Raw genomic sequence first — 15,295 nt, forward strand, 5'->3', positions numbered from 1 at the left:
CGGCCCTTTTCATTTTGGCTCAGGTTTGCGTGCTTACGAAGCCGCCAGAGAGTTCTCCACCAGCTTGATCCAATAGGACGTACCGTAGACGATCGCCTCGTCGTTGAAATTATATGCGGGGTGATGCAGACCCGCGCTGTCGCCATTGCCGCAGAAGATGAAGGCGCCGGGGCGCGCTTCCAACATATAGGCAAAATCCTCGCCGCCCATAAGCGGCGGCATCTCGTGCACATTGGCATCGCCCGCGACCTGTTTGGCCACTGTCCGCGCGATCTCGGTCTGCGCGGCATGATTGTTCACCACAGGATAATTCCTCTTGTAGTGCAGATCGATTTTCGCGCCGGTGATCTGCGCCACGCCCGCCACCACCTCGCGCACGCGCTTCTCGACAAGGGCCCGCACCTCCGGCGTCAGCGTGCGAATCGTCCCCTTCAGCTCCGCGGTCTGCGGAATGACGTTGCGGGCGTTGCCGGCGTGGAATTCGCAGATCGAGATCACGGCCGAATCCAGGGGATCGATGCTACGCGCGACGATCGACTGCAGCGCCGTGATCAGCTGCGCGCCGACCAGAACGGAATCGACGCATTTGTGCGGACGCGCGGCGTGGCCGCCGACACCCTCGATTTTGATGTCGACCTCGTCGGTCGCCGCCATGATCGGCCCCTGCCGGATCGCGAACGAGCCGATCGGAATGCCGGGGCCGTTATGCATGCCGTAGACCTGGTCGATGGAAAAACGCTCCATCAGCCCGTCCTTGACCATGGCCGCGCCGCCGGCGCCACCCTCCTCGGCCGGCTGGAAAATCACGACGGCATCGCCGGCGAAATTGCGGGTCTCGGCGAGATAGCGGGCCGCCCCTAACAGCATCGCGGTGTGACCGTCATGGCCGCAGGCGTGCATCTTGCCCGGATTCTTCGAAGCGTAAGGCAGGTTGGTCTGTTCCTCGATCGGCAGCGCGTCCATGTCAGCGCGCAGGCCGATGGTCTTGATGCCCTCGCCGGCCGGCTTCTTGCCCTTGATCAGCCCGACCACGCCGGTCTGGCCCATGCCGGTCACGACCTCATCGCAACCGAACTCGCGCAGACGGTCCGCGACGAATGCTGCGGTGCGGTGAACGTCATAGAGCAGCTCCGGGTGCTGATGGATGTCCCGCCGCCAGGCCTGGATGTCAGGTTGAAGATCGGCGACACGGTTCACGATGGGCATGGAGGATCTCAAGCCTTCAGTTGGGAATACAGCATTGTCTACCATGCAAGCTGCCGTCTACCTAGTCGAGGTAGCCCTGCCTCGCCGTCATGGCTGGCCGCTGGCTTGTCTTGGCCATCCACGTCCGACTAAATAGGACGAGCGGGCGGAAGCAGAATGCCGAGACGGCTTGAGGGTGAGTTCGATTACATCGTCGTCGGGGCCGGCACGGCGGGCTGCATCGTCGCCAACCGGCTCTCGGCTGATCCGAACAACCGCGTCCTCATTCTCGAGGCCGGCGGCGACGACAACTGGATCTGGTTTCACATCCCCGTCGGTTATCTCTTTGCCATCGGCAACCCGCGCTCGGACTGGATGTTCAAGACCGAGGCCGAGCCGCGACTGAACGGCCGCGCGCTCGCTTACCCCCGCGGCAAGGTGATCGGCGGCTGCTCGGCGATCAACGCCATGATCTCGATGCGGGGACAAGCCGCCGACTACGACCATTGGCGCCAGCTCGGGCTCGCCGGCTGGGGCTATGATGATGTGCGGCCGCTGTTCAGGCGGCTGGAGGATCATTTCCTGGGCGAAAGCGAGCATCACGGCGTCGGTGGCGGCTGGCGCATCGAGGCGCCGCGGCTCTCCTGGACTATTCTTGACGCCGTGGGCGATGCCGCAGAGGAGATGGGCATCAAGCGCATCCCGGATTTCAACACCGGTGACAACGAGGGCACGAGCTATTTCCACGTCAACCAGAAGCGCGGCCGCCGCTGGTCCTCGGCGCGCGGCTTCCTCAAGCCCGCGCTGAAGCGTCCCAATCTGCGGCTCGAGAAGCACGTGCTGGTGGACCGCCTCATCATCGAGCATGGCCGCGCCGTCGGCGTGCGCTTCATCCAGAACGGCGAGACCATCGAGGCGCGCGCCAAGCGCGAGGTGATCCTCTCGGCGGGCGCGATCGGCTCGATCCAGGTCCTGCATCGCACCGGCATCGGACCTGCCGACTGGCTCACGCCGCTCGGCATCGACATCGTGATGGACCGGCCCGGCGTGGGACGCAATTTGCAGGACCATCTGCAACAACGCGCGATCTACAAGGTCGAGGGCGTACGCACACTGAACGAGACCTACTACAATCTGTTCCGCCGCGGCCTCATGGGGCTCGATTATGCCTTCCGCCGCCGAGGTCCCCTCACCATGGCGCCGTCTCAGCTTGGCATCTTCACCCGCTCCGACGCGACGCGCGCGCGCGCCAACATCCAGTTCCACGTGCAGCCGCTCTCGCTCGACAAGTTCGGCGATCCTCTGCATCGCTTCCCCGCGATCACGGTGAGCGCCTGCAATCTCCAGCCGACCTCGCGCGGCAACGTGCGCTTACGCGCCGCGACGCCGGACGAGAAGCCGATCATCGCGCCGAATTACCTCTCGACCGCCGACGACCGCCAGGTCGCCGCCGACGCCATCCGCACCACGCGCCGCCTGATGCAGCAGAAGGCGCTGGCAAAGTATCGCCCCAGCGAATACCTGCCCGGCCCCTCCGTCGGCGACGACGACGCCTCGCTCGCCAAAGCCGCCGGCGATATCGGCACCACCATCTTCCATCCCGTCGGCACGGCGAAGATGGGCGCGGCCAACGATCCGATGGCGGTCGTCGACGAGCGCCTGCGCTTCTACGGCCTCAGTGGCCTCCGCATCATCGACGCCTCGATCATGCCGACGATCACGTCGGGCAACACCAATACGCCGACCGCGATGATCGCCGAGAAAGGGGCAATGATGATTTTGGAAGATGCGAGGTAGCTTTGACGATGCTGCAGGAGTTCGGCCGCGACATCTGGATCGCAGATGGGCCCAACGTCGCGGTCGCTGGATTTCACTATCCTACCCGAATGGCTGTCATCAGGTTACCGGACGGAAGTCTGTTTGTCTGGTCGCCCACGAAAATCACCGAGGCTCTGCGAGAAGCAGTCGATACCGTCGGCGAAGTCCGCCACATCGTCGCGCCCAACTCACTTCATCACCTCTTCCTGCCTGAGTGGAAGCGGGCCTACCCGGGAGCCAAGCTCCACGCGCCTCCCGGCCTGCGCAAGAAGCGCATCGATATCAGCTTCGATGCCGACGTCGAAGATACACCGGCCCCCGATTGGGCCGAGGTGATCGACCAAGTCGCGGTGCGTGGCAACCTAATCACGACGGAAGTGGTGTTCTTTCATGCCAGCAGCAGGACGGTGCTCTTCACAGATCTCCTCCAGCAAATTCCGTCTCATCTGCTGTCGGGGTGGCGGGCAACCGTTGCGAAGCTGGATCGCATGGTTGGGCCCGAACCGTCGGTGCCGCACAAGTTCCGGATTGCGTTTGCCAACCGACGCGTGGCGCGAGAAGCTCTCACGCGCGTTCTCGCGTGGCCTGCAGAAAAGGTACTGATGGCCCACGGAACACCGGTCGAGACGGATGCATCGGCATTTCTGCGCCGCGCATTTGCGTGGCTTAGCCCTTAAGCGGCAGATCTGAGGCCGCTGGACTTGCGCCACTCCCTCACGAAATCGTCATCACTTCCCGGAATAAACCAGCCGCTCCCCCGATCACCTCCTCCGAAGCCCAATTCCGGGCGCAAGGAGAGGCGTGATGAGCGGACACGACCACGGGGACGACGGCGTCAACCGCCGCAAGGTGCTCGAATGCATGACCTGGGCCGGCACCGGGGTGCTCTGGACCATCACGGGTGGCGTGCCGCGCTCGCTCGGCATCGTCGATTCCGTGCAGGCGGCCGAAGCGCCCGGCATGACTTTCCTCCAGATCAGCGACAGCCATGTCGGCTTCGACAAGCCGGCCAATCCCAACGCGCTCGGCACGCTGGAGGAGGCGGTCAACAAGATCAACGCGATGCCGGCCAAGCCGTCCTTCATGATCCACACCGGCGACATCACCCACCTGTCGAAGGCCGCCGAGTTCGACAATGCCGAGCGCATCATCTCGCAGACCAAGCTCGACGTGCACTACGTGCCGGGCGAACATGATTTCCTCGACGAGGAGGTGAAGTTCTATCGCGACCGCTACGGCCGCGGCACCAAGGGCCAGGGCTGGTATTCGTTCGATGCCGGCGGTGTGCATTTCGTCGGCCTCGTCAACGTCGTCGATCTCAAGGCCGGTGGACTCGGCAATCTCGGCGCCGAGCAGCTCGCATGGCTGGAGGATGATCTGCGCGGCAAATCGAAATCCACCCCGGTGGTGCTGTTCGCCCACATCCCGCTCTGGACCGTCTATCCGCAATGGGGCTGGGGCACCGAGGACGGCGCGCGCGCGCTTGAATACGTCAAAGGCTTCGGCTCGGTCACCGTGCTCAACGGCCACATCCACCAGGTGATGCAGAAGGTGGAGGGCAACGTCACCTTCCACACCGCGCGCTCCACCGCCTTCCCGCAGCCCGCGCCCGGAGCTGCCCCCTCACCCGGCCCGATGAAAGTCGAGGACGCAAAGCTCCGCTCCATGCTCGGGGTCGCCAGCGTCAACTTCAAGCAAGGCAACCAGCCGCTTGCGATCATCGACACGCCGCTCCAGGGTTGAACGGAAGCTGACCATGAAGACTCTCAATCGCCGCGACTTCGGTCTCGCCGTGGCCGCGGCCGTGCTGCTGCCCATCACCACTGCCCGCGCCGACGACGTGGAGGTGCATATCGACAATTTCACCTTCCAGCCGGCCGAGCTCACAGTGAAGACCGGCACCACGATCACCTGGACCAATCGGGACGATATCCCTCACACCATCGTCTCGGCCGGCAAGTTCAGGTCGAAGACACTCGACACCGAGGACAAGTTCTCGTTCACCTTCACGGCGGCCGGCGATTACAAATATTTTTGTTCGCTGCATCCGCACATGACGGGGTTGATCAAGGTTGAGTAACGGCTCAAACCAAGGCATCACCATCCTGCCCGGCCAGTGGGTTGACGCTGGCCGGGCACGCACGTCGAAAGCCGGCACCGGCGATAAGGCAAAGCGAGCGGCGATGTCCTCCACCAGCGATGATCCCGACAAGGCGCGTCGCTTCCGTGAAGCGGCGCTGCCGCATCTGGACGACGTCTACACGCTCGCGCGCTATCTGCTGCGTGACGCCTCGGATGCGGAGGATGCCGTGCAGGAGTGCTACCTGCGCGCGCTAAAACATTTCGACAGCTATCGCGGCCCGGCGATGAAGCCGTGGCTATTCGCGATCCTGCGTAACGTCTGCAATGCCGAATATGCGCGTCGGGCGCATTCGCCCGCGGCGATCGAGGATATTCCCGAAGCGGCCGAGCAGCCGCCGATCTGGCGCGAGACCGAAGCAAATCCCGAAGCTGACATGCTGCGAACGCGCGATGCGACGGCGATCAGAAAACTCATCGAGGCTCTGGCCGAGCCATTCAGGGAGACCTTTGTGCTGCGGGAGATCAACAACCTGTCCTATCGCGAAATCGCAGACGCTGTCGGCGCGCCGATCGGCACAGTGATGTCCCGCCTTGCCCGGGCCCGCGCCATGCTGCGCGCAGCCTGGATGGCGGAAGAGGAGCAACCGAAATGACCTGCGACGAGGCAAAGCTTCTGCTTCACGCACTGATCGACGGCGAGCTCGACGCCGGTCATACCAGCGAGGTCGAGGCACACATCGCGACCTGCCCGGCTTGTGCAGCCGAGCTCGCCGCGCAGCGCGAGATGAAGCGCGTGCTCGCCGATACCGATTTGCGTTACACCGCGCCGGCAAGCTTGCGTGCCCGCATCGAGGCCTCGCTGCCGCAGCCGCGCCTGCAGAGCCGCCGCGCGGTGCTGCGCGGCTTTGCGATGGGCTCGGCGGTGTCGGCGCTCGCCGCCACCGGCCTCGTTGCCATCGTGCTGCGCCAGGACGACCAGCAGCGCATCCTGTCCGAAGTCGTCTCCGCGCATCTGCGCTCGCTTCAGGCCGGTCATCTGACCGACGTCGTCTCCACCGACCAGCACACGGTAAAACCGTGGTTCAACGGCAAGCTCGACGTCGCCCCGCCCGTGATCGACCTCACCGCGCAGGGCTTTACGCTGGTCGGCGGCCGGCTCGATTATATCGACGCCCGCGCGATCGGCGCGGTGGTCTACCGGCGCCGCCAGCACATCATCAACCTGTTCGTGTCGCAGACCGCAAGCGCCGAGCACCGCCCGCCGAAAACCCAGACCATGCAGGGCTTCAACTGCCGCCGCTGGGGCGATCGCGGCCTTAACTTCTGGGCCGTCAGCGACATCGGCGCCGACGAGCTCGCCGAATTCGTCGACAAGTTCGAGACGGCGATGAAGGCGAATGTGGAGGGGTAGCCAACCGTCCGCAATATGTCATCTTGATCTATGTATCATTTGATGATACATTCACCATGTGATTAGAAATTTCCGGGACAGGACGACCGAGGCCGTCTTCAACGGCGAGAATCCCAAGGGCTTTCCTGCCGACTTGATCAAGGTTGCGCGCCGGAAATTGCGCTATCTCCATGCCGCCGACAATCTAGGTGACTTGAGGTCGCCTCCGGGCAACCGCCTCGAGGCGCTCATGGGCGACCGTAAAGGACAACACTCCATCAGGATCAACGACCAGTTTCGAATATGCTTCATCTGGACGCTGGAAGGGTCCGCCGAGGTCGAGATTGTGGACTATCACTAGGAGAACGACGATGGCCAAGAAGCTCAAACCCCTGCATCCTGGTGAAGTGCTACGGGAGGAATTCCTCGTTCCCTTGAACATGTCCGCCGGCGCGCTTGCCAAGGCATGCGGCCTGCCTCGCACGCGAATTGAGCGCATTGCAGGCGAGCAGACAGGCGTTACCGCGGACACCGCCCTTCGGCTCGCCAAGGCGCTCGGCACCACGGCGCAGCTTTGGCTCAATCTTCAGAACGACTACGACATCCAGATCGCCAAGCGCGATCTAGGCAAGGTTCTCGATCGCATCGAGACGGTGAACAAGCCGAAGGCAGCATAACCGGTGGACGGCCGTCATCCACCGCGTCCAAGAAAATTCAGATCAAGCCTGCATGCCGCCAGCGCGATCTCATTGGGCCTGCGGCGGCTGAAAGACCGTCCAGTGGTCATCCTTGAACAAATACAAGGCTGACGACACGCGCATCTGTCCACTGCTTGAATAGAGATACGAAACACCCTTACGCAATCCATCCACCGCTTTGCTGTCGCCCACGGGTGCGAACAACAGTCCACCGCGCTTTGGGACGGCGACCAAGATGCCTTCGGGATGGTCGCGAAGAAGACCTCGCCAGAAATCCTGGTCGAGGAAATAGCTGCTGTTGAGGTCGGGAGATTTTCCACGGACCTGCATCAATCCACCGGTCCAGGGCGTTGCGACGGGATCACCATAAACCCGCTTGACGTTGCCTACCGCAAGGCGAAGCACTTGCGCTGGATTCAGGTGCAGTCGAGCGAGATCCTGTGGTGTCGCATTCAGCATGGAAATCGATCCGTCAAAGACGAACCGCAAATGCGTGTCACCCAGCAATTTGAACGCCGCCAATTCAAATTCGACCTCCTTGCCATCGGCCAGTCGGGCACGCAGTTTGCCGAACGGCTCCAACGCCTCGTCCTGCTTGTTGGCACCGGGCGTCTCCCTGATGACAACCATCAGATTATCAGCATCCTTGTTGACGGCTTGGCTTGTCTGCGCTGCGGCGCCCCTTGGCGCGAGCGATCCACCCAATAGCGCGACGGCGCACAGACAGAGATAGGCCGTCAGGGCCCGACGCTGCTTTGAACGAAGAGCCGAATGCAAGGACATGGCTATGTCACTTGATTGGAAGCCGCCTGCCTACGCCGACCTTCTCACCGCGTTGTCTACCAGCGTCTTGCCGAGCGACCAGATCGCGCCGGGGACCTTGTGGCTGCCGGCGATGACGTCGTCGAACGCCTTCTCGATCCAGTTGCAGTCTTCTTCGGTGATGGTGAGCGGCGGCAGAAGCTTGATGGTGTGGCTGCCGTGGCCGGCGACTTGGGTCAGGATCTTGTGGTCCTTGAACAGCGGCACGGTGATGAGCTGGCAGAACAGGCCCTTGTTGGCAGTCTCCAGCACGTTCCAGGAGGCGCGGAGCCGCAGCGATTTCGGCGGGCCGAACTCGACGCCGATCATCAGACCCTTGCCGCGCACTTCCTTCATCAGTTCGTAGCCGGGAACCATGCGCGTCAGCGCGAGGCGCAGCTCGGCACCGCGCTTGGCGGCAGCCTCGATCAGCTTCTCGGATTCCATCACGTCCAGCGTGGCGATGCCGGCGGCCATCGCGAGATCGTTCTTGGAGAAGGTCGAGCCGTGCACCACCGCACGATCCATCTGGTTGAAGATCTTGTCGAAGATGCTTTTCCGCGTCAGCACCGCGCCGACCGGCACGTGGCCGCCCGAGAGCGACTTCGACAGCAGCACCATGTCGGGCTCGACGTTCCAGTGTTCCACCGCAAGGAAGCGGCCGGTGCGGCCCATGCCGGTCTGGATCTCATCGGCGATGAACAGCGTGCCGTATTTCTTGCAGAGCGCAGCCGCGCCCGGCAGGAACTCGTCGGTGGGCATGTTGACGCCCTTGCCCTGGATCGGCTCGACGATGAAGCCTGCGACCTCGCGCGAGGACAGTGCCTTTTCCAACGCAGCGAGATCGTTGAACGGAACCGAAGTGCAGCCGGGCAGGAGCGGCTCGAAGCCGCTGCGGAAATTCGAGTCCCCCGTCAGCGACAGCGCGCCGTAGGTCAGGCCGTGATAGGCGTGAGCGCAATAGACGATGCCCGGGCGCCCCGTGGCACCACGCGCGAACTTGATCGCGGCTTCGACACTCTCCGCGCCCGAATTGGCAAAGAACGCCTTGTCGAGATAGGGCACGTATTTGAGCAGCCGCTCGGCGAGCACGCCGGCGAGCGTCGAGACGTCGAACTGAACGAGATTGGGCAGATCGGCATCGAGCACGCTCTTCAGCGCCTCGCGCATCACCGGATGGTTGCGGCCGATCGCGAACACACCAAAGCCGGACAGCAGGTCGAGATAGCGCGCGCCATCGCGGTCGTAGAGGTACTGTCCCTGCCCCTTCTGAAAGCCGACATCGTAACCGATGGTCTTGAGCACCCGAACGAACTGCTCGTTCAGGTGACGCGTATGCAGGGAGCTGCGTTGCGCCTCGCGGTCAGCAAAGAGCTGAGCCATGTTTGGATTTGGAGTGTGCATCCGCTACATACTTCGGTTGATGGCTGTGTCGTCAACAGAAAACGGTCGTTGCGGCCTTTTGCCCTTTTTCGGACCATCTTCGCAAGCACAGCTTTAGGTCATGTTGCACTGCCAAGGAACTTTCATGCGTTTGGCCCTTTACTCCGGAATAATACTGGCTTGCGGTTACACCTGCCTGACGCCGGCGCTCGCCGCCGATCCCACCGGCGATTGGCGGGTCGCCGACGGCGTCGCCAACATCCGCGTGGCGCAATGCAATGGCAGCATGTGGGGCGCGGTGTCCTGGGAAAAGACCCCCGGCGGCCGCGACGAGAACAACCCGGATGTCTCGAAAAAGAACAGGCCGACCCTGGGCATGGCGATTCTGATCGACATGAAGAAGAAGGCCGGTGCCGACCAGTGGGAGGGCCAAGTCTACAACGCCAAGGACGGCCAGCTTTACGCGTCGACCATCACACCCGCTGGAACGGACCAGCTCGAGATCAAGGGCTGCGTGCTCGGCTTTCTCTGCGGCGGCGAGACCTGGACCCGAGTCGGACCGCCGATTCCGTCGAGCCCCGCCAACAGCATGGCCAAGGGCTCACCGAAGACCACCGGCGCGGCGCCCAAGACGGCCGCGACCGCAGCGCCCGCCGCTCCAAAGAGCGCCGCCGCGAGCGCAAAACCCGCCCAGAAGGGTGCCGCCGATCCCGTCGGCGACATCTGCCTACTCCCTGAGATTGCGGGGTTTGCCCATTAGGGCCGGCTGAAACAGCAGCACGGCGGCGAGCGTGGTCACCAGCGACAGCGCGAGCAGCTTGCCCATGCTGGACGTGCCGGGATGGCTCGACAGCCACAGGCTGCCGAACGCGGTGGCCGTCGTCAGCGCGCTGAAAAAGATCGCCCGCGTCAGGCTGGTCTGCAGCAGATTTGTCCTGCCGGAGCGCCAGGCCACGACATAGTAGATCTTGAAGGCGACGCCGACGCCGAGCAGCAACGGGAAGGCGACGATATTGGCGAAGTTGAGCGGCAACCCAATCAACACGCAGATCTCGAGCGTCACTGCGCCCGCAACCAGGAGCGGCACCAAGGTCATCAGCACATCGGTGAATCGCCGCAACGTGACCCACAACAGCAGGCTGATGACGACCAGCGCATAGATGCCGGCCATGATGAAGGCGCGCACGACGGTATCGCCCGATTTCAGGATCGAGACCGGACCGCCGATCGCGGCCGGCTCGGCCGCGAGCACGGCCGCGGCGAACTTGCGCAAGGTGTCGTTGTCGTTGGGATCGCCGCGCGGCAGCGCCTCGACGCGGATCACGCCGTCCTTGCTCTTCCAGGCATTGACCAGATCAGGCGGCAGCGACTTCAGCGTGACCGGCTCGGCCTGCATCGCGTTCCTGAGCTGATCGAACACGATCTTCATCGGCGTGATGAAGACCTCCTGCGCCTTGTTGCGGGTCGCCTCGTCCGCGTTGGCGAGCTTCTCGAGCCCATCCGCAAGCCGCCGCGAGGCGGTAGCGCCGGGTCCCTTGTCGTTGCCTGCAGTCCTGCGCAAGGCCTCGACCGAGGATTTCAGCGCGTCGACGTTTTCCTGGTCGGAAGGCGCAGCGTCGACCTGGTCCGGGTTGAGCGCGGGGTTGATCACCTTGGCACCCTGCGCAATCAGCTTCAGCTTCGGTGCCTGATCCGATGGCACGAAGCTGTCGAGGGACATCACCCGCAGCACCTCCGGCAGCTTCTCGAGCCTCGCCTCGATCTGCCTCGCCTGCTCTTCCGAATTGGTCAGCACGTTGATGGCGTTGGCGCCGGTGTTCGGATCCTTGCGCAGGTCAAGGAAGGTCGCGATCGACTCCGCCCTGGGGTTGCGCAGGTTCATCGGGTTGAAGTCGAACTTCATGTAGTAGAGCAGCGGCAGGCCGCCGACGGCGAGCAGCAGCGTGCCGCCCACGATCACCACGCGGTGCTTCTCCAGGAAGTGATCGAGCGGCGCCAGGAAGGCGTAGCCGACCGGCTCCTTCTCGCCGGGCGGGTTGAGCAGCTTCAAGAGCGCAGGCAGCACGGTGATCGAGGAGAGGAATGCCACCAGCATGCCGACGCCGGCGATCTGCCCGAGCTCGGAGATGCCCTTGTAGTCGGTCGGCATGAAGCAGAGGAAGCCCGCTGCCGTCGCCATCGCGGCCAGCGACAGCGGGATCGCCGAGCGCTTGGCGCCCAGCACAAGCGCAGACGTGAGATCATTGACCTTGTAGCGCTCCGAGCGATAACGGACGCTGTACTGAATGCCGAAATCGACGCCGAGACCGACGAACAGCACGGCGAAGGCGATCGACAGCAGGTTGAGCGAGCCGACCATCATCAGGCCCGCGGCCGTCGTGATCGCAAGCCCGACGAACAGGTTGACGAACACGGCGAAGATGATCTTCGCCGAATGCAGCGCGAGCCACAGGATCAGCAACACCACCAGGACGGTGCCGATGCCGTTGACGACGGCGCCTTCCTGCACCGTGGCATATTCCTCGTTTGCGATCGGGACCGGACCTGTCAGGCGCACCCGCGCCTGGTATTTGGTCGGGAAATCCAGATCGGCCGCGGCCTTGCGGATCGCATCCGTTGCGCCCTTGCCAGGCTCGAGCGCGTTGTAGTCGAGGACCGGCTTGAACTCGATGAAGGCGCGCTTGTCCGAGTCGGAAAGCGGCTTGTCGCTGACGAGCTCGCGCCAGGAGAAAATCGCGTTGCCCTTGCCCAGGACAGTCTCGACCGTCTGCGCGATCAGGTTGAAGGGACGTTCGGTATTGTCGAGCTTCACCTGGCCCCGCTTGACGCCGGCAAGCCCGGTCTCCAGCGCGCCGGTGAGACCGCGGATCGAGGGATCGCCGGCCATGATCTCGATCAGGGGCGCCGCGGATTCGAACTGCCCGGTGATCTTGCCGACCTCTTCGGTCGGCAGGAACAGCAGCCCGTTCTTCTCGAAGAATTCGCCGGTGCCGAGCTGCTGCATCGACACGAAATTGGTCCTGTCGTCCCTCAGCTTGGCGTAGAGCGAGTCGGCCGCAGCCGTCGTCATCTCGGGCGTTGCCGCCTCGACGACGGCCAGAATGGTCGCGTCACGGTCGAAGGCACGGTCGAAGGCCTGGTCGCGTTGCCGCCAGTCGAGATTTTGCGCGATCAGCGAGTTGATATCGGTGTTGATGGCGAAATGGCGCGCCGCGTAGTAGCCCGCGCCGACCGCCAGCAGGAGCCCGGCGACGACGACGAGGGTGGCAAATCGGGTGCAGGCTCGGACGATCGCAACGACTATACTTTGCAGCACATCTTCTCTTTCTGGCTTTAAAACAGCTTGCCGGAAACGCCCGCTGTTTATCGGAGTTCCCCCGCGAAACCTATCGCTGTTTTGGGCGGTTTGACCCGTCGGGAGGTTCGAGGAATTGACGGAAGTCAATGGTCGCGCGGGCGGTATAGACGGCCAGTTGAGGCGGTAAAGTGACGAAGGGGTGAGACCGTTGCCTTAACCTTGCAGCATCATAATACCGTTAATGGAACTGAGCACGCGATCCACCTTTCCTCGCGCCCGTTTTTTTGACACAAGGCCTATGTGCCTCCATGCGCTTGGGGCCAAACGGACGGGTGGGCTGCTACCGCTGATGCGGAACCAATGGTGCGGATATTGCACTATTGGCATGTATCGGGGGCCGCCGGGGACAACTGAACGGATTTGGTGCAACTTGCGTAATGGGCGTCCTATGGAAGTTTATCTAGCGCAGCCGCGCGGCTTTTGTGCCGGCGTGGTGCGTGCCATCGAGATCGTGGAGCGGGCGCTCGAGAAGTACGGCCCGCCCGTCTATGTGCGCCACGAGATCGTGCACAACAAATACGTCGTCGAGAGCTTGAAGAAGAAGGGCGCAATCTTCGTCGAGGAGCTGTCCGAGGTTCCGGCGAAATCGATGACCGTTTTCAGCGCCCATGGCGTGGCCCGCAGCGTCGAGGAAGAGGCTGCCGCGCGCGACCTTCCTGTGCTGAATGCGACCTGTCCCTTGGTCACGAAAGTTCACAACCAGGGGAAGCGCTACATCTCCAAGGGCCGTACCCTGATACTGATCGGCCATGCCGGCCATCCCGAGGTCGAGGGAACCATGGGTCAGGTTCCAGGCCCCGTTTTGCTGGTCCAGAGCGTCGAGGAGGTTAAGGCCCTGACCCTGCCGGCGGATCGGCCGGTGGCCTACATCACCCAGACCACGCTCTCGGTGGACGACACCAGGGACATTATCGCGGCCCTCCAGGCCCGTTTTACAGATATTCAAGGCCCCGACATCCGGGATATCTGCTATGCGACACAGAACCGCCAATCTGCGGTAAGGGACTTGAGTAAGCTGGTCGACGTGATCTTGGTGGTGGGCGCTGCCAACAGTTCCAACTCGAACCGGCTCCGCGAAATCGGCACTGAGGCCGGCGTGGCGAGTTATCTGGTCGCCGATGGCAGCGTGCTAAATCCGGAATGGTTGAAAGACGCCAAGACCGTCGGCATCACAGCCGGCGCCTCGGCACCTGAGGTTCTCGTGGATGACGTGATCGAAGCCCTGCGACGGATCGGACCGGTCTCGGTCTCGGTGCTCCCGGGTCGCGAGGAAAACATCGAATTCCGGCTTCCGGCGGAACTCGCCGCAAGCTGACCTACCTGAATTCCAAGCCCAGAAAGAAACGTGTGATGGCAATACCCTTCTTCAAGGAAATGCGTATCGGCGGCTATTTGCTCAAGCAGAAACTGCTTGGCCGCAAACGCTATCCGCTCGTGCTGATGCTGGAGCCGCTGTTCCGCTGCAACCTCGCCTGCGTCGGTTGCGGCAAGATCGACTACCCGGACGCGATCCTCAACCGCCGCATGACGGCGCAGGAGTGTTGGGACGCCGCCGACGAGTGCGGCGCGCCGATGGTGGCGATTCCCGGCGGCGAGCCGCTCATCCACAAGGAGATCGGCGAGATCGTGCGCGGCCTCGTGGCGCGCAAGAAATTCGTCTCGCTCTGCACCAACGCGCTTCTGCTCGAGAAGAAGCTCGACCTGTTCGAGCCCTCCCCGTACCTGTTCTTCTCGGTGCATCTGGACGGCTTGAAGGATCACCACGACAAGGCAGTGTCGCAGAAGGGCGTGTTCGACCGCGCCGTGTCCGCGATCAAGGCGGCGAAGGCGCGCGGCTTCACGGTCAACGTCAATGCCACCATCTTCGATGGCCATCCGGCGGAAGAGATCGCAAAGTTCCTGGACTTCACCACCGAGCTCGGCGTCGGTGTTTCGATGTCGCCGGGCTACGCCTATGAGCGTGCGCCGGACCAGGAGCACTTCCTCAATCGCACCAAGACCAAGAAGTTGTTCCGCGACGTCTTCGCGATGGGCAAGGGCAAGAAGTGGAACTTCATGCATTCTGGCCTGTTCCTGGACTTCCTCGCCGGCAACCAGGAATACGAGTGCACGCCTTGGGGCATGCCCGCGCGCAACATCTTCGGCTGGCAGAAGCCCTGCTATCTGCTCGGCGAAGGCTATGCCAAGACCTTCAAGGAGCTGATGGAGACCACCGATTGGGAAACCTACGGCACCGGCAAGTATGAGAAGTGCGCCGACTGTATGGCGCATTGCGGCTACGAGCCGACGGCGGCCACCGCTGCGCTGACGAACCCGATCAAGGCGGCCTGGGTCGCGATGCGCGGCGTCAAGACCTCGGGTCCGATGGCGCCGGAGATCGACCTCTCCAAGCAGCGCCCGGCGCAGTACATCTTCTCGGAGCAGGTCCAGAAGAAGCTTTCCGAGATCCGCCGCGACGAGGCGCTCGCTGCCGAGCAGAAGGCCTCGACCGCGGCGTAAGCGGCGGAACATCGATGATAGCAAAAGGCCCGATCGCGTTTCGATCGGGCCTTTTTGTATGTCTCGCTTATCCGGTTCGAA

The 15,295-nt window shown here is 63.0% G+C and carries 15 protein-coding genes; 11 read left to right on the top strand and 4 right to left on the bottom strand.

All coding sequences use genetic code 11. The annotated features are described in order from the left end of the window. Positions 1-33: 33 nt before the first annotated feature. Positions 34-1,206 (bottom strand): M20 aminoacylase family protein, encoded by a 1,173-nt coding sequence (locus SO180_RS14770; protein WP_449379561.1) that lies wholly within the window; start codon positions 1,204-1,206, stop codon positions 34-36. Positions 1,207-1,362: 156 nt separating this feature from the next. On the opposite strand from SO180_RS14770, the gene SO180_RS14775 reads away from it, so the two are divergent. The 8 genes from SO180_RS14775 to SO180_RS14810 all read left to right on the top strand — a co-directional run bounded on the left by SO180_RS14775 (position 1,363) and on the right by SO180_RS14810 (position 7,152). Then, complete coding sequence (locus tag SO180_RS14775) at positions 1,363-2,982, top strand: GMC family oxidoreductase (RefSeq protein WP_449379562.1); 1,620 nt, start codon at positions 1,363-1,365, stop codon at positions 2,980-2,982. Between the two features lie 8 nt (positions 2,983-2,990). After that, positions 2,991-3,680 (top strand): DUF4336 domain-containing protein, encoded by a 690-nt coding sequence (locus SO180_RS14780; protein WP_449379629.1) that lies wholly within the window; start codon positions 2,991-2,993, stop codon positions 3,678-3,680. 127 nt (positions 3,681-3,807) lie between these two features. Continuing rightward, positions 3,808-4,746: a metallophosphoesterase family protein gene (locus SO180_RS14785; protein ID WP_449379563.1), complete on the top strand. Its 939-nt coding sequence runs from the start codon at positions 3,808-3,810 to the stop codon at positions 4,744-4,746. Between the two features lie 13 nt (positions 4,747-4,759). Beyond that, positions 4,760-5,083, top strand: a complete 324-nt coding sequence (locus SO180_RS14790; RefSeq protein WP_449379564.1) for a cupredoxin domain-containing protein — start codon at positions 4,760-4,762, stop codon at positions 5,081-5,083. A 103-nt stretch (positions 5,084-5,186) separates the two neighbouring features. Further along, on the top strand, positions 5,187-5,738 hold the full coding sequence (locus tag SO180_RS14795) for a sigma-70 family RNA polymerase sigma factor (protein ID WP_449379630.1): 552 nt from the start codon (positions 5,187-5,189) through the stop codon (positions 5,736-5,738). Then, the gene (locus tag SO180_RS14800) at positions 5,735-6,496 is read left to right on the top strand and encodes an anti-sigma factor family protein (RefSeq protein ID WP_449379565.1); all 762 of its coding nucleotides are present in this window, start codon (positions 5,735-5,737) and stop codon (positions 6,494-6,496) included. The genes SO180_RS14795 and SO180_RS14800 overlap by 4 nt, the downstream gene beginning before the upstream one ends. Before the next feature lie 58 nt (positions 6,497-6,554). After that, entirely contained in the window at positions 6,555-6,836 is a 282-nt protein-coding gene (locus SO180_RS14805; RefSeq protein ID WP_449379566.1) for a type II toxin-antitoxin system RelE/ParE family toxin, read from the top strand. 10 nt (positions 6,837-6,846) lie between these two features. Further along, a complete protein-coding gene (locus SO180_RS14810) occupies positions 6,847-7,152 on the top strand; it encodes a HigA family addiction module antitoxin (RefSeq protein ID WP_449379567.1) in 306 nt (101 codons plus the stop codon). 69 nt (positions 7,153-7,221) lie between these two features. On the opposite strand, the gene SO180_RS14815 is transcribed toward SO180_RS14810, so the two are convergent. Beyond that, on the bottom strand, positions 7,222-7,956 hold the full coding sequence (locus tag SO180_RS14815) for a DUF1444 domain-containing protein (protein WP_449379568.1): 735 nt from the start codon (positions 7,954-7,956) through the stop codon (positions 7,222-7,224). 30 nt (positions 7,957-7,986) lie between these two features. Beyond that, a complete protein-coding gene (gene hpnO / locus SO180_RS14820) occupies positions 7,987-9,378 on the bottom strand; it encodes an aminobacteriohopanetriol synthase HpnO (RefSeq protein WP_449379569.1) in 1,392 nt (463 codons plus the stop codon). Positions 9,379-9,502: 124 nt separating this feature from the next. Between hpnO and SO180_RS14825 the strand changes: the two genes are divergently transcribed. Next, a complete protein-coding gene (locus tag SO180_RS14825; protein WP_449379570.1) occupies positions 9,503-10,117 on the top strand; it encodes a DUF2147 domain-containing protein in 615 nt (204 codons plus the stop codon). Here the strand turns inward: SO180_RS14825 and hpnN are convergent. Next, complete coding sequence (gene hpnN, locus SO180_RS14830) at positions 10,085-12,673, bottom strand: hopanoid transporter HpnN (protein WP_449379571.1); 2,589 nt, start codon at positions 12,671-12,673, stop codon at positions 10,085-10,087. The two genes, SO180_RS14825 and hpnN, sit on opposite strands and share 33 nt — an antisense overlap. 430 nt (positions 12,674-13,103) lie before the next feature. Between hpnN and ispH the strand changes: the two genes are divergently transcribed. Continuing rightward, positions 13,104-14,030, top strand: a complete 927-nt coding sequence (ispH, locus tag SO180_RS14835; RefSeq protein WP_449379631.1) for a 4-hydroxy-3-methylbut-2-enyl diphosphate reductase — start codon at positions 13,104-13,106, stop codon at positions 14,028-14,030. A 35-nt stretch (positions 14,031-14,065) separates the two neighbouring features. Continuing rightward, entirely contained in the window at positions 14,066-15,214 is a 1,149-nt protein-coding gene (gene hpnH, locus SO180_RS14840; protein WP_449379572.1) for an adenosyl-hopene transferase HpnH, read from the top strand. Positions 15,215-15,295: the final 81 nt, after the last annotated feature.

It is taken from the genome of Bradyrhizobium sp. UFLA05-112, from assembly GCF_053572325.1.